Origin of the sequence: Streptomyces sp. NPDC085596, assembly GCF_044541565.1 — a bacterium.
Taxonomy (GTDB): Bacteria; Actinomycetota; Actinomycetes; order Streptomycetales; family Streptomycetaceae; genus Streptomyces.
The window spans coordinates 1175941-1201235 of sequence record NZ_JBITTC010000001.1 but is presented as its reverse complement, the minus strand read 5'-3'; the positions used below and the strand labels follow the sequence as shown (position 1 = coordinate 1201235).

The following is a 25295-nucleotide window of genomic DNA, read 5'->3' as shown; positions in this document are numbered from 1 at the left end:
GGGGTGATGGGTGGCTGGTCGTTGTTTGAGAACTGCACAGTGGACGCGAGCATCTGTGGCCAAGTTTTTAAGGGCGCACGGTGGATGCCTTGGCACCAGGAACCGATGAAGGACGTGGGAGGCCACGATAGTCCCCGGGGAGCCGTCAACCAGGCTTTGATCCGGGGGTTTCCGAATGGGGAAACCCGGCAGTCGTCATGGGCTGTCACCCGCTGCTGAACACATAGGCAGTGTGGAGGGAACGAGGGGAAGTGAAACATCTCAGTACCCTCAGGAAGAGAAAACAACCGTGATTCCGGGAGTAGTGGCGAGCGAAACCGGATGAGGCCAAACCGTATACGTGTGAGACCCGGCAGGGGTTGCGTGTGCGGGGTTGTGGGATCTCTCTTCTGTCGTCTGCCGGCGACAGGACGAGTCAGAAACCGTTGATGTAGACGAAGGACATGCGAAAGGTCCGGCGTAGAGGGTAAGACCCCCGTAGTCGAAATGTCAACGGCTCGTTTGAGAGACACCCAAGTAGCACGGGGCCCGAGAAATCCCGTGTGAATCTGGCGGGACCACCCGCTAAGCCTAAATATTCCCTGGTGACCGATAGCGGATAGTACCGTGAGGGAATGGTGAAAAGTACCGCGGGAGCGGAGTGAAATAGTACCTGAAACCGTGTGCCTACAAGCCGTGGGAGCGTCGCGCATTGAGTTTACTCAATGCGTCGTGACTGCGTGCCTTTTGAAGAATGAGCCTGCGAGTTTGCGGTGTGTTGCGAGGTTAACCCGTGTGGGGAAGCCGTAGCGAAAGCGAGTCCGAATAGGGCGATTCAGTAGCGCGCTCAAGACCCGAAGCGGAGTGATCTAGCCATGGGCAGGTTGAAGCGGAGGTAAGACTTCGTGGAGGACCGAACCCACCAGGGTTGAAAACCTGGGGGATGACCTGTGGTTAGGGGTGAAAGGCCAATCAAACTCCGTGATAGCTGGTTCTCCCCGAAATGCATTTAGGTGCAGCGTCGTGTGTTTCTTGCCGGAGGTAGAGCACTGGATAGGCGATGGGCCCTACCGGGTTACTGACCTTAGCCAAACTCCGAATGCCGGTAAGTGAGAGCACGGCAGTGAGACTGTGGGGGATAAGCTCCATGGTCGAGAGGGAAACAGCCCAGAGCATCGACTAAGGCCCCTAAGCGTACGCTAAGTGGGAAAGGATGTGGAGTCGCACAGACAACCAGGAGGTTGGCTTAGAAGCAGCCACCCTTGAAAGAGTGCGTAATAGCTCACTGGTCTAGTGATTCCGCGCCGACAATGTAGCGGGGCTCAAGCGTACCGCCGAAGTCGTGTCATTGCAGCGTATAGCCCCAACGGGTGCTGTGATGGGTAGGGGAGCGTCGTGTGCCGGGTGAAGCCGCGCCGGAAGGCAGTGGTGGACGGTTCACGAGTGAGAATGCAGGCATGAGTAGCGATACACACGTGAGAAACGTGTGCGCCGATTGACTAAGGGTTCCTGGGTCAAGCTGATCTGCCCAGGGTAAGTCGGGACCTAAGGCGAGGCCGACAGGCGTAGTCGATGGATAACCGGTTGATATTCCGGTACCCGCTGTGAAGCGTCAAACATCGAACCAGACGATGCTAAGGCCGTGAAGCCGTTCCGGACCCTTCGGGGAAAGGAAAGTGGTGGAGCCGCCGGTCCAGATCTGCAGTAGGTGAGTGATGGGGTGACGCAGGAAGGTAGTCCAGCCCAGGCGATGGTAGTCCTGGGGTAAGGGTGTAGGCCGTGTGATAGGTAAATCCGTCACACATTAAGGCTGAGACCTGATGCCGAGCCGATTGTGGTGAAGTGGATGATCCTATGCTGTCGAGAAAAGCCTCTAGCGAGTTTCATGGCGGCCCGTACCCTAAACCGACTCAGGTGGTCAGGTAGAGAATACCGAGGCGTTCGGGTGAACTATGGTTAAGGAACTCGGCAAAATGCCCCCGTAACTTCGGGAGAAGGGGGGCCATCACTGGTGATCCGATTTACTCGGTGAGCTGGGGGTGGCCGCAGAGACCAGCGAGAAGCGACTGTTTACTAAAAACACAGGTCCGTGCGAAGCCGTAAGGCGATGTATACGGACTGACGCCTGCCCGGTGCTGGAACGTTAAGGGGACCGGTTAGTCACATTTCGGTGTGGCGAAGCTGAGAACTTAAGCGCCAGTAAACGGCGGTGGTAACTATAACCATCCTAAGGTAGCGAAATTCCTTGTCGGGTAAGTTCCGACCTGCACGAATGGCGTAACGACTTCTCGACTGTCTCAACCATAGGCCCGGTGAAATTGCACTACGAGTAAAGATGCTCGTTTCGCGCAGCAGGACGGAAAGACCCCGGGACCTTTACTACAGTTTGATATTGGTGTTCGGTTCGGCTTGTGTAGGATAGCTGGGAGACTGTGAACTCTGGACGCCAGTTCAGGGGGAGTCGTCGTTGAAATACCAGTCTGGTCGTGCTGGATGTCTAACCTGGGTCCGTGATCCGGATCAGGGACAGTGTCTGATGGGTAGTTTAACTGGGGCGGTTGCCTCCTAAAGAGTAACGGAGGCGCCCAAAGGTTCCCTCAGCCTGGTTGGTAATCAGGTGTTGAGTGTAAGTGCACAAGGGAGCTTGACTGTGAGACCGACGGGTCGAGCAGGGACGAAAGTCGGGACTAGTGATCCGGCGGTGGCTTGTGGAAGCGCCGTCGCTCAACGGATAAAAGGTACCCCGGGGATAACAGGCTGATCTTCCCCAAGAGTCCATATCGACGGGATGGTTTGGCACCTCGATGTCGGCTCGTCGCATCCTGGGGCTGGAGTCGGTCCCAAGGGTTGGGCTGTTCGCCCATTAAAGCGGTACGCGAGCTGGGTTTAGAACGTCGTGAGACAGTTCGGTCCCTATCCGCTGCGCGCGCAGGAATATTGAGAAGGGCTGTCCCTAGTACGAGAGGACCGGGACGGACGAACCTCTGGTGTGCCAGTTGTCCTGCCAAGGGCACGGCTGGTTGGCTACGTTCGGGAGGGATAACCGCTGAAAGCATCTAAGCGGGAAGCCTGCTTCGAGATGAGTATTCCCACCTCCTTGAGAGGGTAAGGCTCCCAGTAGACGACTGGGTTGATAGGCCAGATATGGAAGCCTGGTAACGGGTGGAGTTGACTGGTACTAATAGGCCGAGGGCTTGTCCTCAGTTGCTCGCGTCCACTGTGTTGGTTCTGAAACCACGAACAGCAGCCATGTGCCACACATGGCTCGGCTGACAGTTTCATAGTGTTTCGGTGGTCATAGCGTGAGGGAAACGCCCGGTTACATATCGAACCCGGAAGCTAAGCCTCACAGCGCCGATGGTACTGCAGGGGGGACCCTGTGGGAGAGTAGGACGCCGCCGAACAAATTTTATGGGAAACCCCCGCACCTTTTGGTGCGGGGGTTTTCTGCGTTCAGGGCTGGTTTCCCTCTTTCCCTCCGAAGAGAGCCGGACGAATATCTGCCTCAAAGACGCCCCGCCGCCTTCAGCGCCAGATACGCGTCCGCCAATGCGGGAGCCAGTTCCTCCGGCGTCGCGTCCACCACCGTCACTCCATGACGGCGGAGCTGCTCGGCGGTGTGCTGCCGTTCGCGCTGGGCCTGGGCCGCCGCCGCGGCTGCGTACACCGCGTCGATGTCCCCTCTGCCCTGAGCCATGCGCGCGATGTGCGGGTCGGCCACGGAGGCCACGAGCACCGTGTGGCGTTGGGTGAGCTGAGGGAGCATCGGCAGCAGGCCCTCCTCCACCGGCGCCGCGTCGAGCGAGGTGAGGAGGACGATCAGCGAGCGGCGCGGTGCCGTACGCAGAGCGGCCGCCGTGAGGCCGCGTGCGTCGGTCTCGACGAGCTCCGGCTCCAGCGTGGCCAGGGCGTTGACGAGGGACGGCAGGAGCTGTCCGGCGGACTTTCCCTGGACCAGGGCGCGGACCTGGCGGTCGTAGGCGAGCAGGTCCACGCGGTCGCCGGCGCGGGAGGCGAGGACCGCCAGGAGGAGTGCCGCGTCCATGGCGGCGTCCAGGCGGGGCACGTCGTCCACGCGGCCGGCCGAGGTGCGGCCGGTGTCGAGGACCAGGAGGATGCGCCGGTCGCGTTCCGGGCGCCAGGTGCGCACGGCGACCGCGGACTGCCTCGCGGTGGCTCGCCAGTCGATCGAACGGGTGTCGTCGCCGGGGACGTACTCCCGCAGGCTGTCGAACTCGGTGCCCTCACCCCGCGTCAGAACGCTGGTCCGGCCGTCGAGTTCACGCAATCGAGCGAGTTTCGACGGGAGATGCTTTCGGCTGGTGAAAGGGGGCAAAACCCGGAGTGTCCAGGGCACGCGATGGGTGCCCTGACGGGAGAACAGGCCGAGGGGGCCGTAGGAGCGGATCGTGACCCGGTCGGCCTGACGGTCGCCGCGGCGGGTGGGGCTCAACCGGGTTGTCGTACTGCGGCGTTCACCGGGTGGGATGTCCAACCGGTGCCGGGACCCTTCGACCTCGGTGCCCGGTTCCCAGCTGCTGGGTGGCCAGGCGTCCCGCAGTCGTGCTCGTAGCGGGCGGCGGGAGGGGTTGGTGACGGTCAACGTGATGTCGGCGGATTCGCCGAGACGAGTGGAGGTGTCGCCGGAGCGAGTGAGGACCAGGCGTCGTACGGGCGCCGCGAGCGCGAAGTCACAGGCGCAGGCCAGGGCCAGGGAGCCGTTGACCGCGAGGATGCCCGTCCAGCTGGGCTCCAACAGGCCGACGGGGAGGGAGCCGAGGGCCGCGATGAGGGCGGTGCGTCCGGTGAGGGGCATCAGCGGGGTACCGGGACCTGGGCCAGGATGGAGTTGATGACCGAGTCGGCGGTCACGCCCTCCATCTCCGCCTCCGGGCGTAGTTGGACCCGGTGCCGCAGGGCGGGCAGTGCCAGGGCCTTCACGTCGTCAGGGGTGACATAGTCACGGCCCGTCAGCCAGGCCCAGGCGCGGGCGGTGCTGAGCAGGGCGGTGGCACCTCGGGGGGAGACGCCCAGGGTGAGCGAGGGGGACTGACGGGTGGCACGGCAGACGTCCACGACGTAGGCCGTGATCTCGGGGGAGACGGTCGTCCTGGCCACGGCTGTGCGGGCGGCCTCCAGGTCGGCCGGGCCGGCGACGGGACGTACGCCTGCGGCGCGCAGGTCGCGGGGGTCGAAGCCCGAGGCGTGGCGGGTGAGGACGTCGATCTCGTCCTCGCGGGAAGGCAGCGGGATCGTCAACTTGAGTAGAAAACGATCCAGTTGGGCCTCGGGAAGAGGATAGGTGCCCTCGTACTCGACCGGGTTCTGGGTGGCCGCGACCAGGAACGGCTCGGGGAGGGGACGCGGGGTGCCGTCGACCGTGACCTGTCGTTCCTCCATTGCTTCGAGCAGGGAGGACTGGGTCTTCGGCGGGGTGCGGTTGATCTCGTCCGCGAGAAGGAGGTTGGTGAAGACAGGGCCGGGCTGGAAGGAGAACTCCGCGGTGCGGGTGTCGTAGACGAGGGAGCCGGTGACATCGCTCGGCATCAGATCGGGCGTGAACTGGACGCGCTTGGTGTCGAGTTCGAGTGCCGAGGCGAGGGTGCGGACCAGGAGGGTCTTGGCGACTCCGGGGACGCCTTCGAGGAGGACGTGTCCTCGGCACAGCAGGGCGACGACGAGGCCGGTCACGGCGGGGTCCTGGCCGACCACGGCTTTGGCGATCTCGGTGCGCAGGGTCTCCAGGGAGGCGCGGGCGGCGGCCGCGTCCTCGGTATTCCCGGCGCTGTCAGTGGTCGGGGCCATCATGAACGGCGTACCTCTCTTTCGAGGGCGTCGAGTCGGTCGGTGAGTGCGATGAGGGCCGCGTCGTCGCGGGGCGGGGCTCCGAAGAGGAGGGAGTGCAGGGCCTGTTCGCCGCTGTCGGGGAGACGGGCGGACAGGGCGGGGAGCAGGGCTTCCGGGGTGTGTGCCTGGGCGGCGGGAATGCCGACGAGCGGGGCCAGGCGGGTGCGGGTCGTGGAGCGCAGGCCGGTGGAGGCGCGGTCGCGGGCGTCGACCTTGCGGTAGAGGCGGGCGCGGCCCTCGGTCGTCTCGGAGGCGCGGATGGCGACGGGCAGCCTCTCCGGCACGAGTGGGCCGAACCGGCGGCCGCGCCAGAAGGCGGCGGCGAGCGCTGCGGCGAACAGTTGGAGGGTGGCCCAGAGCCAGCCCGAGGGGAGCAGATCAAAGAGGCTTTTACGGCCGCCGTTTTCGGTGGCGGATGAGTCGGCGAGCGAGGGGAGGTACCAGACCAGATGAGGCCGGGAGCCGAGGAGTTGCAGGGCGAGCGAGGCGTTGCCCTGCTTGTCGAGACGGCTGTTGAGGAGGATGTCGGGCGCGCCCAGCACGACGGTGTCGCCCCCGCCCGAGGCCGCCGGGACGCGGAGCAGGGTGGCGCGCCGCTCGCTGGGGTAGCAGGACTCGGCATCGCGGACGGTGGTGCTGTAGCGGATGCCGCCGGTCTCGGCGCTGCCCGCCCGCCGGGCCTCGGGGAGCGCGCAGTCGGGATCGAGCGCGGCGTCGACGCTGTTGACCGGGCTCGCGCTGACACCGGGGGCGAGGCGTCCGACGGACCAGCTGCTCGGGGCGACGAGCACGGTGCGGCCGCCGGAGGACGCCGCGGCCGTGGCGATCCGGGTCTGCTGGCGATGGGTCAGCAGGTCCGGTACGGCCACCAGGAGAGTGGTGTCCGGGCCGGTGGCCGCGCGCGCGGCGTCGAGTGTGGTGACCACGCGGGTGGTGACCCCGCGGTCGGCGAGGAGTTCGGCGACGGCGCGGCTGCCGCTGGGATCGGCGGAACGTGGGTCCAGGTCGCCGTGCTTGGTCTGGGAGCGGACGACAGCGATGGCGACGGCGCCGATCAGCAGCAGGACGACGGCGAGGGCGATGCCCCGCGTGCGGGTCCACAGCTGACGGGCGGTGAGCGCGGACGACGTCGTCATCCGGTCTTCCCGTCACGGGCGGCGTCGGCGGCGCTGTTCACCGGGGTGGGGCGGGCGCGTTCGAGGTCGCTGTCGAGTTGGGCGATGCCTTGGTACGTCTGCTGGTCGGCGGTGCGGCCGCCGTATGTGACGTCGTCGAAGTGGCGGGCGGCGGCGCGCAGCCCGTCCGCGTGTCCGGGGAGGGTGCGGCCCGCCTCGGCGGCGGCTTCGTCGGCGGTGCGGCCGGGGCGGACGTCGAGCAGGGCCCGCTCCTCCAGTGCGCGGACGATGGCCCGCATGCGTTCCTGGACCGCCTGGTTCCAGTGGCCCTGGGCGGCGTGCGCCTCGGCGGCGGACCGGTGTTCGGAGGCGGTGCGCGGACGCTCGTCGAACAACGGGGCGGCCGAGACGGGGCTGCGGCGTGGGGAGCCCAGCCGCCACCACAGGGCGGCCAGCACGGCGATGACGCACAGGACCACGACGAGGAGACCGAGCGAGCCGCCCGGTGCCGCCGAGGCGGCCTTGGCGAGGAGTCTGCCGAGCCACTCCCAGAACGTGTTGAGGGCGCGTTGGAGCAGGCTGGGGTCGTTCTCGTGGTACATCCGCTTGGCCAGTTCGCGGCGGGCCGCCTCGCGCGCGGGATCACGCGGGACGGTCACGGGCGGCTCGTCGCCGGAGCTGCCCAGCGCGAAGGCCCTGAGGCGGGCGGCGCCGGGCAACCCCGACGCCGCCGTGAGAACTCCCCCCGTCATGCTCACCGCATCAGCTCCCCGGCGCCGTGCCGGGGGCGTGGCCCTGGACGCCGGCGGCACGGGCCAGTTCGAGGTCGAGGGCCTCGCGGCGGATGCGCTGGTCGATGTAGAGGAGCACGGTGACACCGGCCTTGACCGGCAGGGTGAGCGTGCCGCCGATCACCGAGCCGATGCCGGTGATGAGCAGGAACGACCAGCCGGTCGGCTGGCCGCCGGTGCCGATCAGGGAGGTCATGTTCTCGCCGTTCACGGCGAACGCGATGATGGTGAAGGGGATCACCGTCATCCAGGAGACCAGGTTGGCGATGATCCCGGCGAGGAACTGCGCGCCGAGCACACGCCACCAGGAGCCCTGGACCAGCTTGGCCGAGCGGCTCATCGACTTCCAGATGCCCTGCCGCTCCAGCATCAGCGCGGGCGAGGCGAGGGAGAAGCGGATCGTCAGCCAGATCACGACGACGACGGCCGCCAGGATGCCCAGGATGATCAGGGCGACGGCAGGTCCGTCGAAGCCCGCGACGGCCCCCAGGACGAGACCCGGCAGCAGGCCGGCGGCAAGGACGACGCAGGTGATGAGGGCCAGCAGCATGAGGAGGCCGAGCAGCTTGAGGAGCTGGCCGCGGGATTCGCGCCACGCCTCGCCGATGCTCACCGGCCTGCCGAGGACGGCGCGGCTGGTCACGGTCGTCAGCAGCGCGGTGGCCACGATGGTGCCGACCACGGAGACCAGGCCGACGAGCAGCGCACCGGCGGTGACCGAGCCGACGGAGCGCAGCGCCTCGCTCGGGGACACATTGGGATCGCTGAGCGTGCCGGCCGTGTCCTTCAGGATGACGCCCTGGAGGAGGAGCGCGCACAGCTCGATGACGACCGACACCGTCAGCGAGATACCGAGGACGGTGCGCCAGTAGGCGCGCATGGTGGAGATGGCGCCGTCGAGTATCTCGCCGATGCCGAGCGGGCGCAGCGGGATCACGCCGGGCTTGGCGGCGGGCGGGGGACCGCCCCAGCCGTTGCCCCAGGCCGCGGGGCCGCCGGGAGCACCGGGTCCGCCCCAGCCCGCGCCCGGTGGTGGGGGCGGAGGCGCCTGGCCCGGGGCGGGCGCGCCGGTGGGCGCCGACCACTGTCCGGGAGGTGGCTGACCCTCGGCCCACTTCGCGTCGGGGCTCTGCGGAGCGTCGCCCGGCTGTGCGGCCGGCTCGGCGGGAGCGGCCGGCTCGGCGGGAGCGGGCGGGTCGGTGGGTGTGGGCTCGGCGGCGCCGGCCGCGCCGGTCTTCCGTTCCTCGGACGACGGGTCGGGTCCGGGCGAAGCCCAGCCCGGCGAGTCACTCATCGAAGCTCCTTCACGGTGCCCGTCCGCGGTCGCGGCGGCAGGTTGGCAGCCATCGTGCCATGGCCGGGTCACGGTGTGACCTGGTGCGGTGGGCGCCGTACTCCATCAATTCTCCGCCGGATACGGGGCAGACTCACCGCATGGCTGATCAGCAGGCGCAACCTGGCGAGGACAAGCGGCCGACCGGGATACCGGTGATCCGATGGGAGGAACCGCCCGAAGGACCCGTACTCATCCTTCTCGACCAGACGAGGCTTCCGTCCGAGGAGGTCGAACTGGTGTGCACGGACGCGTCGGCGCTGGTGGAGGCGATCCGTTCGCTCGCCGTGCGCGGGGCGCCGGTGCTCGGCGTCGCGGGCGCGTACGGAGTCGCCCTGGCCGCCGCGCGGGGCTTCGATGTGGACGAGGCCGCCGACGCGCTGGAGAGCGCCCGGCCCACCGCGGTAAACCTGGCCGTCGGTGTCCGCCGGGCCCTGGCCGCGTACCGGGAGGCGCTGGCCGCGACCGGCGACCCCACGGCGGCGGCGACGACCGCGCTCGCGGCGGCGCGGGCCCTGCACCAGGAGGACGCGGAGGCGAGCGCGCGGATGGCCGCGCACGGACTGGCGCTGCTGGACGAGCTGATGCCGGGCGGCGGCCACCGGGTCCTGACCCACTGCAACACCGGTTCGCTGGTGTCGGGCGGGGAGGGGACCGCGTTCGCGGTGGCGCTGGCCGCGCACCGGGTGGGGCGGCTGCGGCGGCTCTGGGTGGACGAGACGCGCCCGCTGTTGCAGGGGGCGCGGCTGACGGCGTACGAGGCGGCGCGCAGCGGGATGGCGTACACGCTGCTCACCGACAGCGCGGCCGGTTCGCTGTTCGCGGCCGGAGAGGTGGACGCGGTGCTGATCGGCGCGGACCGGATCGCGGCCGACGGCTCGGTGGCGAACAAGGTGGGTAGCTATCCGCTGGCGGTGCTGGCGCGCTACCACCATGTGCCGTTCATCGTGGTGGCGCCGGTGACCACGGTGGACCTGGAGACCCCGGACGGCGCGTCGATCGAGGTCGAGCAGCGTCCGGGCTTCGAGGTGACCGAGATCGTCACGCCCCAGGCGTCGGCGGTGGGCGGAGGCGGCGGGGTACCGCTGGCTCCGCTGGGCACGCAGGCGTACAACCCGGCGTTCGACGTGACACCGCCCGAACTGGTGACGGCGATCATCACCGAGGAGGGCACCGTCTCCCCGGTGACCCCCGGGGCCCTGGCGGCTCTGTGCGCGAGGGCCCGGACCGCGTCGGTCACCGGCTGACACCCGTACGGCTGCCGGGGCCGCCGCGCCCGATCGGCCCCGGCAGCCGTCCCGCTGTGGACCCGGGGCAGACAGTGACCGCTCGGTACGACTATCGTCACAGGCCAGTGACGTGCCTCACCTGCGGCTCTGTCGTCGTTATGAGAATGGGATGATGTCGTTTATGAAGGGACGAGTCCTTGTCGTCGACGACGACACCGCACTGGCCGAGATGCTCGGCATCGTGCTGCGTGGTGAAGGTTTTGAGCCGTCTTTCGTAGCCGACGGGGACAAGGCGCTGGCCGCTTTCCGGGAGGCCAAGCCCGATCTGGTGCTGCTGGACCTGATGCTGCCCGGCCGGGACGGCATCGAGGTGTGCCGCCTGATCAGGGCGGAGTCCGGTGTGCCCATCGTGATGCTCACCGCCAAGAGCGACACCGTGGATGTCGTGGTGGGCCTGGAGTCGGGCGCGGACGACTACATCGTGAAGCCGTTCAAGCCGAAGGAGCTGGTGGCCCGTATCCGGGCGCGGCTGCGGAGGTCGGAGGAGCCGGCGCCGGAGCAGCTCACCATCGGTGACCTGGTGATCGACGTGGCCGGGCACTCCGTGAAGCGGAACGGGCAGTCGATCGCGCTGACCCCGCTGGAGTTCGATCTGCTCGTCGCGCTCGCGCGCAAGCCGTGGCAGGTGTTCACCCGTGAGGTGCTGCTGGAGCAGGTCTGGGGCTACCGGCACGCTGCCGACACCCGGCTGGTCAATGTGCATGTGCAGCGCCTGCGTTCCAAGGTCGAGAAGGACCCGGAGCGGCCGGAGATCGTGGTGACCGTCCGAGGTGTCGGCTACAAGGCCGGACCGAGCTGACGTGTCCGGGGACAGCGCCGCTTCGGCTCCCGGCCGGCCCGGCGCCGGTCCGGGACGCGCGTCCGGCCGCGGTGCGGGCAGTCCGCGCCGGGGCCGCCTCTTCACCGCCGCCCTGCTGAGTGGCGGCGTCCAGGGCAGCCCGGTGGTCCGGCTGTTCATCCGCTGGGTGCGCCGTCCGCTGCTGCCCGTCATGCGGCTGTGGCGGCGCAACATCCAGCTGCGGGTCGTCGCCACGACCCTGCTGATGTCGCTGGGCGTCGTCCTGCTGCTGGGCTTCGTCGTCATCGGCCAGGTGCGCAACGGCCTGCTGGACGCGAAGGTGAAGGCGTCGCAGAGCCAGGCCACCGGCGGTTTCGCCGTGGCCCGGCAGAGCGCCGACGAGACCGCGGCCGCCACCCACGGCACGACGGGCGTCAACGGTTCCGACGGCCAGCAGTCCCAGAACGTCATCCAGTGGATGAGCGACCTCGTGGAGTCGCTCTCCAGCGGCGGCTCGGGCGCCTTCGACGTGGTCACGCTGCCCGTCGGCGACGACAGCGGCGGGGGCCGCAGCCCGCGCGGTTCCGGGTACGTCAGCCCGGCCGACAGCGTGCCCGCGAGCCTGCGCGACCGGGTCAACAGCAGCACCAGCACCGCCGCCGCCCAGAGCTACACCCGCATCGTCTACAGCAACCGCAAGGAATCCCAGCCCGCGCTGGTCATCGGCAAGCAGGTCAACGACCCCAACGGCCACCCCTACGAGCTGTACTACCTCTTCCCGCTCACGCAGGAGGAGAAGTCGCTGAGCCTGGTCAAGGGCACCCTGGCGACCGCCGGCCTCTTTGTCGTCGTACTTCTCGGGGCCATCGCCTGGCTCGTGGTGCGGCAGGTCGTCACGCCGGTGCGGATGGCGGCCGGGATCGCCGAGCGGCTGTCCGCCGGGCGGCTCCAGGAGCGGATGAAGGTCACCGGAGAGGACGACATCGCGCGCCTGGGCGAAGCCTTCAACAAGATGGCGCAGAACCTTCAGCTGAAGATCCAGCAGCTGGAGGACCTGTCGCGGATGCAGCGGCGGTTCGTCTCCGACGTCTCGCACGAGCTGCGTACCCCGCTGACCACCGTACGGATGGCCGCGGACGTCATCCACGACGCCCGCGTGGACTTCGACCCGATGACCGCGCGGTCCGCGGAACTGCTCGCGGACCAGCTGGACCGGTTCGAGTCGCTGCTCGCGGACCTGCTGGAGATCAGCCGGTTCGACGCGGGCGCGGCCGCGCTGGAGGCCGAGCCGATCGATCTGAGAGAGGTCGTACGGCGGGTCGTCGGCGGTGCCGAGCCGCTCGCCGAGCGCAAGGGCAGCCGTATCCGCGTGGTCGGCGACCTGCAGCCCGTCGTTGCCGAGGCGGACTTCCGGCGGGTGGAGCGTGTGCTGCGCAACCTCGTCGTCAACGCCGTCGAGCACGGCGACGGCAAGGACGTGGTGGTCAAGCTCGCCAGCGCTGGCGGCGCCGTCGCCGTCGCGGTGCGGGACTACGGAGTCGGGCTCAAGCCTGGCGAGGCCACCCGGGTCTTCAGCCGCTTCTGGCGGGCCGACCCGGCACGCGCGCGTACCACCGGCGGCACCGGACTGGGGCTGTCGATCGCGCTGGAGGACGCGCGGCTGCACGGCGGCTGGCTCCAGGCGTGGGGCGAGCCGGGCGGCGGTTCGCAGTTCCGGCTGACCCTGCCGCGTACCGCCGACGAGCCGCTGCGGGGCTCGCCGATACCGCTGGAGCCCAAGGACTCGCGTCGCAACCGGGGCCTGGACGACGGCGGGACACCGCGTGGGGGAGCGGAGAAACTGGCGACGGTCCCGATGCAGCCGAACGGTGGCAACGCGTCCCCGCTTCCGCCGCGTCAGGGCGCCGCCGCGCCGGCGGCCGACCCGACGGCGCTCCCCGGCAACGGGAACGGCGGCGCGCGTGTCGTGCCCCGGCCCGCGAACGGTGGATGGCGGCCCGACGACAGGACCGGCACTCAGGTGCCCGACCCGCATGCGGCGGGTCGCCCGGAACCGGCCGGGCAGGACTCGACCGAGGCAGGGGAGGCGTTCCGTGGTCGCTGACCGCGAGGGGGGCGCCCGGCGCACGCCGGGGCGCGCGGTGACATACGCGGTCTGTGGGGCCGTACTGCTGGGCGGCTGCGCCTCGATGCCCGACAGCGGGGATCTGCGCAATGTGGAGTCCATGCCGCGCCAGGACACGGGGGTACGGGTCTTCGCCGTGCCGCCCGCCGAGGACGCTTCCCCCAGCGAGATCATGCAGGGCTATCTGGAGGCGCTGACCAGCGACGATCCGCACTACGACACGGCGCGCAAGTACCTCACCGCCCAGGCGGCGCGCGCCTGGCGGCCGGAGGGATCGGCCACCGTGCTGGCCGACGGGCCCGGCATCATGGCCGAGACCCCGCCGACCGGCCGGGAGCCGAACACGGGACGCTCCTACGTCCTGGCGGGCAGCCGGGTGGCCACGGTGGACGCGCAGCAGGCGTACGCCCCGGCGCACGGCGACTTCCGGGCCAAGGTGCATCTGACGCAGGACGCCAAGAGCGGGCAGTGGCGGATCGACGCGCCACCCGAGGGCGTCGTGATGGGTAAGTCGGATTTTCAGCGCAACTACACGTCCGTCGACAAGTACTACTTCGCCACCCACACCAGGGCCGGTACGACGGGGGACCCCGTGGCGGTCGCCGACCCGGTGTTCGTGCGCAGCAAGGTCGACCCGATGACCCAGCTGGTGCGGTCGCTGCTGAGCGGGCCCACCAATTGGCTCGGACCGGTGGTCAGGTCCAGCTTCCCGACCGGTGCGGCACTGCGGAACGGCACGACCGGGCTGGCCCCGGACGACGAGAACCGGCTGACCGTGCCGCTGAACGCCAAGGCGGCCCGGGTCGGTCCGGCCCGGTGCACGGAGATGGCGACCCAGCTGCTGTTCACCCTGCGGAACCTGGCGCCGACCCTGGAGTCGGTCGACCTGCGCGGGCCCGGCGGGGACCAGCTGTGCGACCTCACCGAGAGCCGCGCGGACTCGGTCGCCTGGCACGCCTCGGCCCAGAGCCCGGACTACCTCTACTTCCTGGACGGCAAGCACCGTCTGATCCGGCTGCCCGCCGCGGGCGCGGGCACCGGCGGCACCCCGGTGCCGGGTGTGTTCGGCGAGGGCGCCAAGCAGTTCGGGTCGGTCGCCGTCTCGCGTGACGAGCGGACGGCGGCCGGAGTCGGTGCGGACGGCAAGTCGCTCTACGTGGCCCCGCTGGCCACCGACGCGCCGCTGGAGCAGCCCGTGCTGACCAGCCAGGGCCCCACCGAGGACACCCGGCTGACCCGGCCCGGCTGGGACGCCCGGGGCGACCTGTGGGTGGCCGACCTGAACCCGGCCCGGCCCCGGCTGTACGTCGTCCCGCAGGGCACCGGCAAGCCGGTGGCGGTGACGCTGCCGGAGCTGCCCGGCCCGATCCGGGACGTGCGGGTGGCCGCGGACGGGGCTCGGGTCGCGCTGGTCGTGGAGGTCAAGGGCGGCAAGCAGTCCCTGCTCATCGGCAGGATCGAGGGTGGCGACAGCGTGAGCGCCGACAGCGACGGGACCGGTGGGGCCGGTGGGGCCGGTGGGAACGACGGAAACGGCTCGGCCGAGGCCCCCGCCGTCGTCGCCCCGCGTCCGGCGGCGCCCGACATGGAGCTGGTCACCGCGATGTCCTGGGCCGGTGACAGCCGCCTCGTCGTGGTCGGCCGCGAGCAGGGTGGCGTGCACCAGATGCGCTACGTGCAGGTGGACGGCTCGGTGCTGGAGGGCCCGGCGCCGGCCGCGCTCTCCCGGGTGAAGGCGATCGCCTCGGCCGAGGACGACCGGGTGCCGCTGGTGGCCTACTCGGAGGACGGGATCGTCCGGCTGCCGTCCGGCGCGCAGTGGCAGAAGGTGGACAAGGACGGTACGGCGCCGGTCTATCCGGGGTAGTTGTCGCCCTGCTTGACCTGCGGTTTCCCGGCAGCGCTCACCCGTGCGGGTGAGCGCTGCCGGGCATGTGCCGGGGTTGTCCACAGGGGCGTTGTCCACAGGGGTGGCCGGGTCGCCCGGGCCTGGGCACAGTGGTGGACATGCGGGGATGGTGGCAGGACCTCACCGACCTTGCGCTGCCGACCGAGTGCGGCGGTTGCGGGTCACCACCGGCGGTGCTCTGCGCACGGTGCCGGACGTTGCTGGAGCGTGCGGAGCCGCGCCGGGTGCGGCCGGTGCCCGAGCCGCCGGGGCTTCCGGTGGTGCACGCCGCCGCTCCTTACGCACGGGAGGTACGGGCACTCCTCCTCGCGCACAAGGAACGGGGCGCGCTGGCGCTCACCGGGGCCCTGGGCGCGGCTCTGGCGGGAGCCGTGCGCGCCGGGTTCGGACCACAACCGGGCCGGGTCATGGCGGAGTCGGACGCCGGGCCGGTGATCCTCGTGCCCGTGCCCTCCGCCCGCTGGGCCGTGCGGCGGCGCGGGCACGACCCGGTGCGGCGGATGGCGCTCGTGGCGGCCGGGCGGCTGCGGCGTACCGGCACCCCGGCGCGGGTGGCCGCCGTGCTGCGGCAGCGGCGGCCGGTGGTGGACCAGGCGGGGCTGGACGCGCGGCGGCGCCGGGAGAACCTGGCGGGCGCGCTGGAGGTGCGGGCGGGCGGCGCACGCCTGCTCGCCGGCGGCCGGGTCGTGCTCGTCGACGACCTGATCACCACCGGCGCGAGCCTGGCCGAGGCGGCGCGCGCCCTGCGCGCGACGGCCGGAACCCGGTGCGAGGAGGACATGGCTGTGTATCGCGCCGCAACTCGGGAAGGTAGGGAGGAACGATGGATCGGGCCGCGATCACGGACGAGATCACAGAGAGGAAAGTCGGTGCATGGGGCACCGGAAAAGGAGCCGGTGAACATCGCCGGAGAAGCCGTCCGGGCAGCGGTGATCGCCGCACCCCGTGATTCCTTCGAATAAACAGGGAACCGACCAAGAACGTGCGTCGTTGCAGGTAGCGAGGGGAGTAATTCACCTGAACGGAGGTACGCCTCAGTAGAGGGTGACGACATCCGTCCGGGCGAGATATGTTCGGTTGTGAGGAAAGGCCCAGGCCACACCTCTCATATCCGATTGCCGCGCTGTGGGTTTTGCACAATCACCCGCGCGTGACGGGATGGAGATCTCGCCCATGGGGGAGGAGGAGGTGGGAGTCACCGAGTCCGAGGTTCCGGGACTCACCGGGACCTGGTGCGAAAGGGAGACGCTCCGCCGCAGGCGTGAGCGATCCGGGAACGGAGTTCTGCGTGGACATCGTCGTCAAGGGCCGCAAGACCGAAGTACCTGAGCGGTTCCGCAAGCACGTGGCCGAGAAGCTGAAGCTGGAGAAGATCCAGAAGCTCGACGGCAAGGTGATCAGCCTCGACGTCGAGGTGTCCAAGGAGCCCAACCCCCGACAGGCCGACCGCTGTGACCGAGTGGAGATCACCCTCCGCTCCCGCGGTCCGGTGATCCGGGCGGAGGCAGCGGCCAGCGACCCGTACGCGGCCCTCGACATGGCCGCGGAGAAGCTGGACGCCCGGCTGCGCAAGCAGCACGACAAGCGAGTCGTGCGCCGGGGCGCACGACGCACCCCGGCCGCGGAAGTACCCGACGTCGTCCCCGGTGTGGCGACGCTCTACCCCGATGGTGAGCCCGTCCCGACCGCCGAGTCCGACGGAGTGCCCACCCGGAAGATCGGCTCGCTTGAGGTCAAGGGCGACGGCCCGCTGGTCGTCCGCGAGAAGACCCACGTCGCCTCCCCGATGAGCCTTGACCAGGCCCTCTACGAGATGGAACTGGTCGGCCACGACTTCTACTTGTTCGTCGACTCCGAGACCAAGGAGCCGAGCGTCGTCTACCGGCGACACGCCTACGACTACGGCGTCATCCATCTGAACACGGACCCGATGGTGGCTCAGGCGCAGCCGCCCGCGGCGGGTGACACGCTGGGCGGCTGACCTGCCCGGCGGGAGCGGAGACGGTGCCCCTGGGACGCGCGTGCGCCCCCAGGGGCACCGGTGTGCGACCACTTCGCCCCCTGTGCGTCACCGTTCGGGCGCCGGAGCATGAAATCATGACCGCACCGGCCCAACCGGTGGGCCGCTGCCTTGGGTTGGCGATGGCACGGAATCACGGGCCACGGCCTTCAGGGGGAGGAACGATGGCGGACACCTTCGGACCGATGCGTGACGCGGGCGCCGACGACGGCGTCATCGGCGCGGACCCGGACCTGGACTCTCCACGCGACGAGCCGATCCGGGTGCTGGTGGTGGACGACCACGCGCTCTTCCGCCGCGGCCTGGAGATCGTGCTCGCCGCCGAGGAGGACATCCAGGTAGTCGGCGAGGCGGGCGACGGCGCCGAGGCGGTGGACAAGGCGGCCGATCTGCTGCCCGACATCGTGCTGATGGACGTCCGGATGCCCAGACGGGGCGGGATCGAGGCGTGCACCTCCATCAAGGAGGTCGCCCCCAGCGCGAAGATCATCATGCTGACGATCAGCGACGAGGAGGCCGACCTCTACGACGCCATCAAGGCGGGCGCGACCGGTTACCTCCTCAAGGAGATCTCCACGGACGAGGTGGCCACCGCCATCCGCGCCGTCGCGGACGGGCAGTCGCAGATCAGCCCCTCCATGGCGTCCAAGCTCCTCACCGAGTTCAAGTCGATGATCCAGCGCACCGACGAGCGGCGGCTCGTGCCCGCGCCCCGGCTGACCGACCGGGAGCTGGAGGTGCTCAAGCTCGTCGCCACGGGGATGAACAACCGGGACATCGCCAAGGAGTTGTTCATCTCCGAGAACACCGTGAAGAACCACGTCCGCAACATCCTGGAGAAGCTGCAACTGCACTCCCGGATGGAGGCGGTCGTCTACGCGATGCGCGAGAAGATCCTGGAGATCCGCTAGCGGCATCCCAACGCCCGCCCCGCCGCGGCTAGGAGAGGGCGCGGGCGAGTTCCAGCGCCAGCGGAGCGCGGAGTTCGGGGGAGTCCACACGCTCCACGCGCACGTCCGTGCAGCCGACCCATGACGCCGCCTCCACCAGGGCCTGCGCCACGCCCGGCACCGCCTTCGGGCCGTCCAGCGTGACCTGCCTGGCCACCAGGGTGCGGCCCTCGCGCGCGGGGTCGACCCGGCCGATCAGCCGCCCGCCGGACAGCACCGGCATGGCGAAGTAGCCGTACACCCGCTTCGGCTTGGGGACGTACGCCTCCAGGCGGTGGGTGAAGCCGAAGATCCGCTCCGTGCGCGCGCGTTCCCAGATCAGTGAATCGAACGGGGAGAGCAGCGTGGTGCGGTGCCGTCCGCGCGCGGGCGCCGCCAGCGCGGCCGGGTCCGCCCACGCGGGCCTGCCCCAGCCCTCTACCTCGACCGGCACCAGACCCGAGTCGGCGATCACCGCGTCGACCTGCTCGCCCCGGAGGCGGTGGTAGTCGGCGATGTCCGCGCGAGTGCCCACGCCCAGGGCCTCACCGGCCAGCCGGACCAGCCGGCGCAGGCACTCGGCGTCGTCCAGGTCGTCGTGCAGCAGCTCCTTCGGGATGGCGCGCTCGGCGAGGTCGTACACCCGCTTCCAGCTCCGGCGCTCGACGCAGACCACCTCGCCGTACATCAGCGCGCGCTCCACGGCGACCTTGGTGCCGGACCAGTCCCACCAGTCGCTGGTCCGCTTCGCGCCGCCCAACTCCGTCGCGGTGAGCGGGCCTTCGGTGCGCAGCTGCTTGATCACCTGGTCGTAGGCGCCCTCGGGCAGCTGGTGGTTCCAGTGCGGGCGGTCGCGGTAGGCGCGGCGGCGGAACGCGAAGTGCGGCCACTCCTCGACGGGGAGGATGCACGCGGCGTGCGACCAGTACTCGAAGGCGTGGGGCGCGCCGGAGGACGGGGTGTGCCAGTAGGCCGACTCCACGTCCTTGCGGCCGACCGCGCCCAGGCGCGCGTACGGGATCAGCTCATGGGACCGGGCCAGTACGGAGATGGTGTCGAGCTGGACCGCGCCGAGTGCCCGGAGCACCCCGCGCGCCCCGGAGCGGCGGTCGGGCGCGCCGAGGAAGCCCTGGGCCCGCAGGGCGAGGCGGCGGGCGTCGTCCGCGGTGAGGGTGAGAGCGGGGCGCGGCAGGGTCGTCATGACGGGGACGATAGAGGGTGCCACTGACAGTCCCCGCCGGCCTGCGCTTTCGCCTCCGACGGCCGGGCCGGGGCGGGCAGATACGGCGCCGACGACGGCAGCCCGAGGTCCGAGGGGAGCAGTGACCCCACCCAGGAGTCGCGTCGTACACCCCTGCTGCCCACGCCCGCGCGCAGGACGCCCTCGACGGTGAAGCCGACCCGTTCGGCCACCGCGCGGGAGGCGTCGTTGCCGACCTCGGCGCGCCACTCCAGCCGGTCCACCGAGAGCGCCGTGAAGGCCCAGCGGGCGACGGCCGAGGCGGCCTCGGTGATGTACCCCCGGCCGCGGTGCTCCCTGGCGGCCCAGTAGCCGATCTCGCCGTGGCCGGGCCCGTGCGTCACGACGCTGAGCATGCCCGCCAGTTCTCCCGAGGGCGGGAACGCGGCGAGGGTGTACATCGAGTCGTCCGCCCAGCCGTCCGGGGCGGTGCGGCCGATGAACGTCTCGGCGTGCTCGCGCAGGTAGGGCGACGGGAAGGAGGAGATCCAGCGCTGGATGGCGGGGTCCTGGGCCGCCGCGAGCACCGCCTCGGTGTCGTCCGGGCGGACGGGGCGCAGCAGGAGGCGTTCGGTGGTCAGGGCGACGGGGTCCATCCGGCGAGTCTGCTCAGGGAGGGACTTGTCGCGCCAGCGCTTTCGCCCTGTGTGAGCGGCGTATCACCATTCGCGCGATTCATCGGTCCGGCGCGGCACCATCCGTGGTTCCCGGACGTTGTCCGGGGTGGAAGGAGCACTGCGCCGCCGGGCCTCCCGACGGGGCGGGGTCCTCGCATACGATGGCCGTTGCTCCATCAAGTCACATGGAAACCGACCGTCCCAGGCCCGACCGGCAAGGAGACCACCCCCCGTGTCCGTCCTCTCGAAGATCATGCGTGCAGGCGAAGGCAAGATCCTGCGCAAGCTGCACCGCATCGCGGACCAGGTCAACTCCATCGAAGAGGACTTCGCCGACCTCTCCGACGCCGAGCTGCGGGCCCTCACCGAGGAGTACAAGCAGCGGTACGCGGACGGCGAGACCCTGGACGACCTGCTCCCCGAGGCGTTCGCCACGGTCCGCGAGGCCGCCAAGCGCGTCCTCGGCCAGCGTCACTACGACGTGCAGATCATGGGCGGCGCCGCGCTCCACCTCGGTTACGTGGCCGAGATGAAGACCGGTGAGGGCAAGACCCTCGTCGGCACCCTGCCCGCGTATCTGAACGCCCTCTCCGGTGACGGCGTCCACCTGATCACGGTCAACGACTACCTGGCCGAGCGCGACTCCGAGATGATGGGCCGCGTCCACAAGTTCCTCGGCCTGGAAGTCGGCTGCATCCTGGCCAACATGACGCCGGCCGAGCGCCGCGAGCAGTACGCGTGCGACATCACCTACGGCACGAACAACGAGTTCGGCTTCGACTACCTCCGCGACAACATGGCGTGGTCGCAGGACGAGCTGGTGCAGCGCGGCCACAACTTCGCCATCGTCGACGAGGTGGACTCCATCCTCGTCGACGAGGCCCGTACGCCGCTGATCATCTCCGGCCCCGCCGACCAGGCCACCAAGTGGTACGGCGACTTCTCCAAGCTGGTCACGCGCCTCAAGCGCGGCGAGGCGGGCAACCCCCTCAAGGGCATCGAGGAAACCGGTGACTACGAGGTCGACGAGAAGAAGCGCACCGTCGCCATCCACGAGACCGGTGTCTCCAAGGTCGAGGACTGGCTGGGCATCGAGAACCTCTACGAGTCGGTGAACACCCCGCTGGTCGGCTACCTGAACAACGCCATCAAGGCCAAGGAGTTGTTCAAGAAGGACAAGGACTACGTCGTCATGGACGGCGAAGTCATGATCGTCGATGAGCACACCGGCCGTATCCTCGCCGGCCGCCGTTACAACGAGGGCATGCACCAGGCGATCGAGGCGAAGGAAGGGGTGGACATCAAGGACGAGAACCAGACGCTCGCCACGATCACCCTCCAGAACTTCTTCCGCCTCTACAAGCGTCACGACCACAACGGCAAGGAAGTGCCCGGTCTCTCCGGCATGACCGGTACGGCGATGACCGAGGCCGCCGAGTTCCACCAGATCTACAAGCTCGGCGTCGTCCCGATCCCGACCAACCGGCCGATGGTCCGCAAGGACCAGTCGGACCTGATCTACCGCACCGAGGTGGCCAAGTTCGAGGCGGTCGTCGACGACATCGCCGAGAAGCACGAGAAGGGCCAGCCGATCCTGGTCGGCACCACCTCGGTGGAGAAGTCGGAGTACCTCTCCCAGCAGCTCAGCAAGCGCGGTATCCAGCACGAGGTGCTGAACGCCAAGCACCACGAGCGTGAGGCGTCGATCGTCGCGCAGGCGGGCCGCAAGGGCGCCGTGACGGTGGCCACCAACATGGCCGGCCGCGGTACGGACATCAAGCTCGGCGGCAACCCCGAGGACCTCGCCGAGGCGGAGCTGCGTCAGCACGGCCTCGACCCCGAGGAGCACATCGAGGAGTGGGCGGCCGCGCTGCCCGCCGCGCTGGGCAGGGCCGAGCAGGCGGTGAAGGCAGAGAAGGAGGAGGTCGAGATCAGCGGCGGCCTCTACGTCCTGGGCACCGAGCGGCACGAGTCGCGCCGTATCGACAACCAGCTGCGCGGCCGCTCCGGCCGTCAGGGCGACCCCGGCGAGTCCCGGTTCTACCTCTCGCTCGGTGACGACCTGATGCGCCTGTTCAAGGCGCAGATGGTCGAGCGCGTGATGGCGATGGCCAACGTCCCCGACGACGTGCCGATCGAGAACAAGATGGTCACCCGCGCGATCGCGTCCGCGCAGTCGCAGGTCGAGACCCAGAACTTCGAGACGCGCAAGAACGTCCTGAAGTACGACGAGGTGCTCAACCGGCAGCGCGAGGTCATCTACGGCGAGCGCCGCCGCGTCCTGGAGGGCGAGGACCTGCAGGAGCAGATCCAGCACTTCATGAACGACACGATCGACGAGTACATCGCCGCCGAGACCGCCGACGGCTTCCCCGAGGACTGGGACCTGGACCGCCTGTGGGGCGCCTTCCGGCAGCTCTACCCGGTGAAGGTCACCATCGAGGAGCTGGAGGACGCCGCGGGCGACCGGGCCGGTCTGACCGCGGAGTTCATCTCCGAGTCCATCAAGGACGACATCTACGACCAGTACGCGGCGCGCGAGGCGCAGCTCGGCTCCGAGATCATGCGTGAGCTGGAGCGCCGGGTCGTGCTGTCGGTGCTGGACCGCAAGTGGCGCGAGCACCTCTACGAGATGGACTACCTCCAGGAGGGCATCGGCCTGCGCGCGATGGCGCAGAAGGACCCGCTGGTGGAGTACCAGCGCGAGGGCTTCGACATGTTCACCGCCATGATGGAGGGCATCAAGGAGGAGTCCGTCGGCTATCTGTTCAACCTGGAGGTCCAGGTCGAGCAGCAGGTCGAGGAGGTCCCGGTCGAGGCCCGTCCGGCCGGCGAGGGCGCGCAGGACATCGTGCCCGCGCAGGTTCCCGCCGGGGCGCGTCCGGAGATCCGGGCCAAGGGCCTGGATGTGCCGCAGCGCCGGGAGCTCCACTTCTCCGCGCCCACCGTCGACGGCGAGGGCGGCATCGTCGAGCGCGACCTCGAGGACGAGGAGCCGGCCCGCTACGAGTCCGACGGCCTGACCCGCGCGGAGCGCCGCCGCCAGGCCAAGGGCGGACGACGCCGTAAGAAGTAGCGCCCGCACGGCGTGAGCAGTGGCTCGGGGCCGGACCTCCCTCGCGGGGGGCCGGCCCCGAGCCGTGTCCGGGGTGCTCAGACCCCCGCCGGCCCGAGGCGCCCCCCAGGCGCCCTTCAGAGCCCCGTGGGGCGGCGGGTCGGTGGAGTGGCCAGCTCGACCGCCGTGCAGCGCCAGCGGAGGTCGTGGGCCTGTTCCAGGCGGAAGGCCAGGGCGCGCAGGTGCTCGCCGGCGGCGATGCGGGCGAAGACCTCCAGGGCGCCGTCGCGGGGTACGAACCAGCCCAGGTCCCGGACGGTCGGGCGGCTGCCCCGGGTGCGCAGGGGGGTGCGTTCGGCGAGGCGTACGAGGTCGTCGTAGGCGGGGCCCGCGGTGTGGCGGAGCATCCAGTGGACCGGGCGCTGGCCGCTCAGTACGGCCAGCAGGCGGTCCGCGAACAGGTCCGTGGGCCGGGGGTGCGCCGTGGCGGTGCGGCCCCTGACCGGGGTGCGGGTCGGTGCGGTGCCCGGACGGCGGGTGTCGTGGCGGGTCGGTGGGCGGTGATGAGGCCGGGACTGCGGCGTGCGGCTCATGACCTTGTTCATGGAAGTCCCCGTTCGGCCGGCCCGGCGGATACCGGGCGGTAACTCAAGTCGGTGGGGACCTTGTACGGGGGCGGGGGCCGGCCCGGCAAGGACGTCCGGCCGGTGTCGCGGGCCACGCGGGCTTCACTTATCCGGGTGACGGCGGGCCCCGGAAACCTTGTGGCCGCGTGAGCGGCAGGGTGAGTCCGGTGCGCCGGGTGGACGCCGTACGGGGGTCGGGCGGGGACTCGAAAGGGGACGGCCGCACGTATTCTGGAGGCCCTCCGGGAGGTCCCTCGCAGGTCTCCCCAGGGGGCCACACCGGTGTCCCTGACCAGGAAAGAGCGGCCCGCATGCGCGTCTACGTACCCCTGACCCTCCCCGGTCTCGCCGAGGCCCATGAGACGGGCGTGCTGGCAGCGGAGCCGTTCGCCGCCTACGCCGTGACGCCCGCGCTGCGCGAGTGGTGCGGCACCGACGACCTCGAGGAGCTGGAGTACGCGGCGCTCGGCGAGGCCGCGCACGCCTCGCTGCGGCTGCTGGCCGGCGACTCCGGCGCGGCCCCGCGCCGGATCGTCGTCGCGGTCGACGTCGCGGACGGCGCCGTCACCCCGGACGCGGACGGCCTCGGCGAGGTGACCGTCGCCGCGTCGGCGCGGCTCGCCAAGGCCGCGGCGGTGCACGCCGACGCCGACGACGCCGAGGCGGACGTGACGGCTGCGGCGCGGGCGATCGAGGCCGCCGACGGCGGGGACGACGCGGCCGGTGCCACCGTGGACGGCGCCGAGGACCACGAGCTGCTGTGGTTCGCCACGCAGGAGATCCCCGCCCTGCTCGCACCCCGCTGACCTGCGCCGTTCTCCTCGCCCACGGTGATTGTCAGTGGGGGCGGGTACGGTTTTCGGCATGGGGAAGCAGCGAAGCGCGCACATCGTCTGGGACTGGAACGGCACCCTGTTCCACGACAACGACGCGATCATCGGGGCGACCAACGCGGCCTTCGCCGAGCTGGGCCTGGAGCCGATCACGCTCGAGCGCTACCGCGCGCTGTACTGCGTCCCGGTGCCGAGGTTCTACGAGCGCCTGATCGGCCGGCTGCCCAGTGACCTCGAGTGGGAGGTCATGGACGGTGCCTTCCACCGGCACTACACCGAGCACCGCACCCGCTGCGGGCTCACCGAGGGCGCGGCCGAGCTGCTGGCCGACTGGGGAACGGCCGGGCACAGCCAGTCACTGCTGAGCATGTACGGGCACGAGGACCTGGTGCCGCTGGTGCGCGGCTTCGGCATCGAATCGCACTTCCTGCGCGTCGACGGGCGCACCGGCCCCTCGGGCGGCAGCAAGGCCGAGCACATGGTCCGCCACCTGGAGGCGCTGAACACCCTGGTCGACCCCGAGCGGACCGTGGTCATCGGCGACGCGGCCGACGACGCGCTGGCCGCCCACCACGTCGGCGCGCGCGCCGTGCTCTACACGGGCGGCTCGCACGGCCCCGACAGCCTGCGCGGCACCGGCGCCCCGGTGGTGGACAGCCTGGCCGAGGCGGTCGCCGAGGCGCGCCGAATAGCGGCGTAGCCGCAGTACGGCACCGAGCCCCCCGGCGCCGCTGTGCAGAACGTCAAACTTCACCCCCCGGTTTTGTACACATACGGCTCATGACGGGGCCCCCGTCGGGAGCGATAGC

The 25295-nt window shown here is 70.0% G+C and carries 18 protein-coding genes and 2 rRNA genes; 12 read left to right on the top strand and 8 right to left on the bottom strand.

The features are described 5' to 3' along the window. The first annotated feature begins 57 nt into the window (after nucleotides 1–57). Together ACIGA3_RS05430 and rrf are read left to right on the top strand one after the other, a co-directional pair. Nucleotides 58–3181: ribosomal RNA gene (locus ACIGA3_RS05430) — 23S ribosomal RNA — on the top strand. Nucleotides 3182–3266: 85 nt separating this feature from the next. Further along, a 5S ribosomal RNA gene (gene rrf, locus ACIGA3_RS05425) occupies nucleotides 3267–3383 on the top strand. A gap of 101 nt (nucleotides 3384–3484) precedes the next feature. Here rrf and ACIGA3_RS05420 read toward each other — a convergent pair. From ACIGA3_RS05420 to ACIGA3_RS05400, 5 genes are read right to left on the bottom strand one after another with little or no spacing between them, the layout of a single operon-like run. Then, nucleotides 3485–4795, bottom strand: coding sequence for a DUF58 domain-containing protein (locus ACIGA3_RS05420; protein ID WP_399710733.1), 1311 nt, complete (start codon nucleotides 4793–4795; stop codon nucleotides 3485–3487). Beyond that, on the bottom strand, nucleotides 4795–5784 hold the full coding sequence (locus ACIGA3_RS05415; protein WP_399710731.1) for an AAA family ATPase: 990 nt from the start codon (nucleotides 5782–5784) through the stop codon (nucleotides 4795–4797). Before ACIGA3_RS05415 ends, ACIGA3_RS05420 begins: the two co-directional genes overlap by 1 nt. Next, nucleotides 5784–6962: a DUF4350 domain-containing protein gene (locus ACIGA3_RS05410; RefSeq protein WP_399710729.1), complete on the bottom strand. Its 1179-nt coding sequence runs from the start codon at nucleotides 6960–6962 to the stop codon at nucleotides 5784–5786. Before ACIGA3_RS05410 ends, ACIGA3_RS05415 begins: the two co-directional genes overlap by 1 nt. Beyond that, nucleotides 6959–7699, bottom strand: a complete 741-nt coding sequence (locus tag ACIGA3_RS05405; RefSeq protein ID WP_399710727.1) for a DUF4129 domain-containing protein — start codon at nucleotides 7697–7699, stop codon at nucleotides 6959–6961. Before ACIGA3_RS05405 ends, ACIGA3_RS05410 begins: the two co-directional genes overlap by 4 nt. Nucleotides 7700–7703: 4 nt before the next feature. Continuing rightward, on the bottom strand, nucleotides 7704–9026 hold the full coding sequence (locus ACIGA3_RS05400) for a hypothetical protein (protein WP_399710725.1): 1323 nt from the start codon (nucleotides 9024–9026) through the stop codon (nucleotides 7704–7706). Nucleotides 9027–9166: 140 nt separating this feature from the next. On the opposite strand from ACIGA3_RS05400, the gene mtnA reads away from it, so the two are divergent. The 7 genes from mtnA (at nucleotide 9167) to ACIGA3_RS05365 (ending at nucleotide 18097) form a co-directional block, all read left to right on the top strand. Continuing rightward, nucleotides 9167–10312 carry an S-methyl-5-thioribose-1-phosphate isomerase gene (gene mtnA / locus ACIGA3_RS05395; RefSeq protein ID WP_399710723.1) on the top strand — a complete coding sequence of 382 codons (1146 nt, stop codon included), beginning with the start codon at nucleotides 9167–9169 and terminating at the stop codon, nucleotides 10310–10312. Nucleotides 10313–10463: 151 nt separating this feature from the next. After that, a complete protein-coding gene (gene mtrA / locus ACIGA3_RS05390) occupies nucleotides 10464–11153 on the top strand; it encodes a two-component system response regulator MtrA (RefSeq protein WP_202449105.1) in 690 nt (229 codons plus the stop codon). Between the two features lies 1 nt (nucleotide 11154). Further along, a complete protein-coding gene (gene mtrB, locus ACIGA3_RS05385; RefSeq protein WP_399710720.1) occupies nucleotides 11155–13236 on the top strand; it encodes an MtrAB system histidine kinase MtrB in 2082 nt (693 codons plus the stop codon). Then, nucleotides 13226–15124, top strand: a complete 1899-nt coding sequence (locus tag ACIGA3_RS05380) for an LpqB family beta-propeller domain-containing protein (RefSeq protein ID WP_399710718.1) — start codon at nucleotides 13226–13228, stop codon at nucleotides 15122–15124. Before mtrB ends, ACIGA3_RS05380 begins: the two co-directional genes overlap by 11 nt. A gap of 140 nt (nucleotides 15125–15264) precedes the next feature. Further along, nucleotides 15265–16128, top strand: coding sequence for a ComF family protein (locus tag ACIGA3_RS05375; protein WP_399710717.1), 864 nt, complete (start codon nucleotides 15265–15267; stop codon nucleotides 16126–16128). A 326-nt stretch (nucleotides 16129–16454) separates the two neighbouring features. Continuing rightward, on the top strand, nucleotides 16455–17147 hold the full coding sequence (gene hpf / locus ACIGA3_RS05370; RefSeq protein WP_399710818.1) for a ribosome hibernation-promoting factor, HPF/YfiA family: 693 nt from the start codon (nucleotides 16455–16457) through the stop codon (nucleotides 17145–17147). 203 nt (nucleotides 17148–17350) lie between these two features. Then, entirely contained in the window at nucleotides 17351–18097 is a 747-nt protein-coding gene (locus ACIGA3_RS05365) for a response regulator (RefSeq protein ID WP_399710715.1), read from the top strand. A 28-nt stretch (nucleotides 18098–18125) separates the two neighbouring features. Here ACIGA3_RS05365 and ACIGA3_RS05360 read toward each other — a convergent pair whose 3' ends face one another. Then, nucleotides 18126–19316, bottom strand: coding sequence for a winged helix-turn-helix domain-containing protein (locus ACIGA3_RS05360; protein ID WP_399710713.1), 1191 nt, complete (start codon nucleotides 19314–19316; stop codon nucleotides 18126–18128). Continuing rightward, nucleotides 19313–19951 (bottom strand): GNAT family N-acetyltransferase, encoded by a 639-nt coding sequence (locus ACIGA3_RS05355; protein WP_399710711.1) that lies wholly within the window; start codon nucleotides 19949–19951, stop codon nucleotides 19313–19315. The genes ACIGA3_RS05360 and ACIGA3_RS05355 overlap by 4 nt, the downstream gene beginning before the upstream one ends. A 253-nt stretch (nucleotides 19952–20204) precedes the next feature. Between ACIGA3_RS05355 and secA the strand changes: the two genes are divergently transcribed. Further along, entirely contained in the window at nucleotides 20205–23048 is a 2844-nt protein-coding gene (gene secA / locus ACIGA3_RS05350) for a preprotein translocase subunit SecA (protein ID WP_399710710.1), read from the top strand. A 116-nt stretch (nucleotides 23049–23164) separates the two neighbouring features. Here the strand turns inward: secA and ACIGA3_RS05345 are convergent, their stop codons facing one another. Beyond that, nucleotides 23165–23620: an Rv3235 family protein gene (locus tag ACIGA3_RS05345; protein ID WP_399710708.1), complete on the bottom strand. Its 456-nt coding sequence runs from the start codon at nucleotides 23618–23620 to the stop codon at nucleotides 23165–23167. A 344-nt stretch (nucleotides 23621–23964) separates the two neighbouring features. On the opposite strand from ACIGA3_RS05345, the gene ACIGA3_RS05340 reads away from it, so the two are divergent. Both ACIGA3_RS05340 and ACIGA3_RS05335 read left to right on the top strand, forming a co-directional pair. Beyond that, nucleotides 23965–24459, top strand: a complete 495-nt coding sequence (locus ACIGA3_RS05340) for a DUF6912 family protein (protein WP_399710706.1) — start codon at nucleotides 23965–23967, stop codon at nucleotides 24457–24459. A gap of 58 nt (nucleotides 24460–24517) precedes the next feature. After that, nucleotides 24518–25186 (top strand): HAD family hydrolase, encoded by a 669-nt coding sequence (locus ACIGA3_RS05335; RefSeq protein WP_399710705.1) that lies wholly within the window; start codon nucleotides 24518–24520, stop codon nucleotides 25184–25186. Nucleotides 25187–25295 lie beyond the last annotated feature (109 nt).

Coding starts and splice junctions, on each gene's coding strand:
- ACIGA3_RS05400 (WP_399710725.1), bottom strand. CDS start 9,026: ATGAGTGACTCGCCGGGCTGGGCTTCGCCCGGACCCGACCCGTCGTCC.
- ACIGA3_RS05365 (WP_399710715.1), top strand. CDS start 17,351: ATGGCGGACACCTTCGGACCGATGCGTGACGCGGGCGCCGACGACGGC.
- ACIGA3_RS05410 (WP_399710729.1), bottom strand. CDS start 6,962: ATGACGACGTCGTCCGCGCTCACCGCCCGTCAGCTGTGGACCCGCACG.
- ACIGA3_RS05335 (WP_399710705.1), top strand. CDS start 24,518: ATGGGGAAGCAGCGAAGCGCGCACATCGTCTGGGACTGGAACGGCACC.
- ACIGA3_RS05340 (WP_399710706.1), top strand. CDS start 23,965: ATGCGCGTCTACGTACCCCTGACCCTCCCCGGTCTCGCCGAGGCCCAT.
- ACIGA3_RS05360 (WP_399710713.1), bottom strand. CDS start 19,316: ATGACGACCCTGCCGCGCCCCGCTCTCACCCTCACCGCGGACGACGCC.
- mtnA (WP_399710723.1), top strand. CDS start 9,167: ATGGCTGATCAGCAGGCGCAACCTGGCGAGGACAAGCGGCCGACCGGG.
- ACIGA3_RS05415 (WP_399710731.1), bottom strand. CDS start 5,784: ATGGCCCCGACCACTGACAGCGCCGGGAATACCGAGGACGCGGCCGCC.
- mtrA (WP_202449105.1), top strand. CDS start 10,464: ATGATGTCGTTTATGAAGGGACGAGTCCTTGTCGTCGACGACGACACC.
- ACIGA3_RS05375 (WP_399710717.1), top strand. CDS start 15,265: ATGCGGGGATGGTGGCAGGACCTCACCGACCTTGCGCTGCCGACCGAG.
- ACIGA3_RS05355 (WP_399710711.1), bottom strand. CDS start 19,951: ATGGACCCCGTCGCCCTGACCACCGAACGCCTCCTGCTGCGCCCCGTC.
- ACIGA3_RS05420 (WP_399710733.1), bottom strand. CDS start 4,795: ATGCCCCTCACCGGACGCACCGCCCTCATCGCGGCCCTCGGCTCCCTC.
- ACIGA3_RS05345 (WP_399710708.1), bottom strand. CDS start 23,620: ATGAGCCGCACGCCGCAGTCCCGGCCTCATCACCGCCCACCGACCCGC.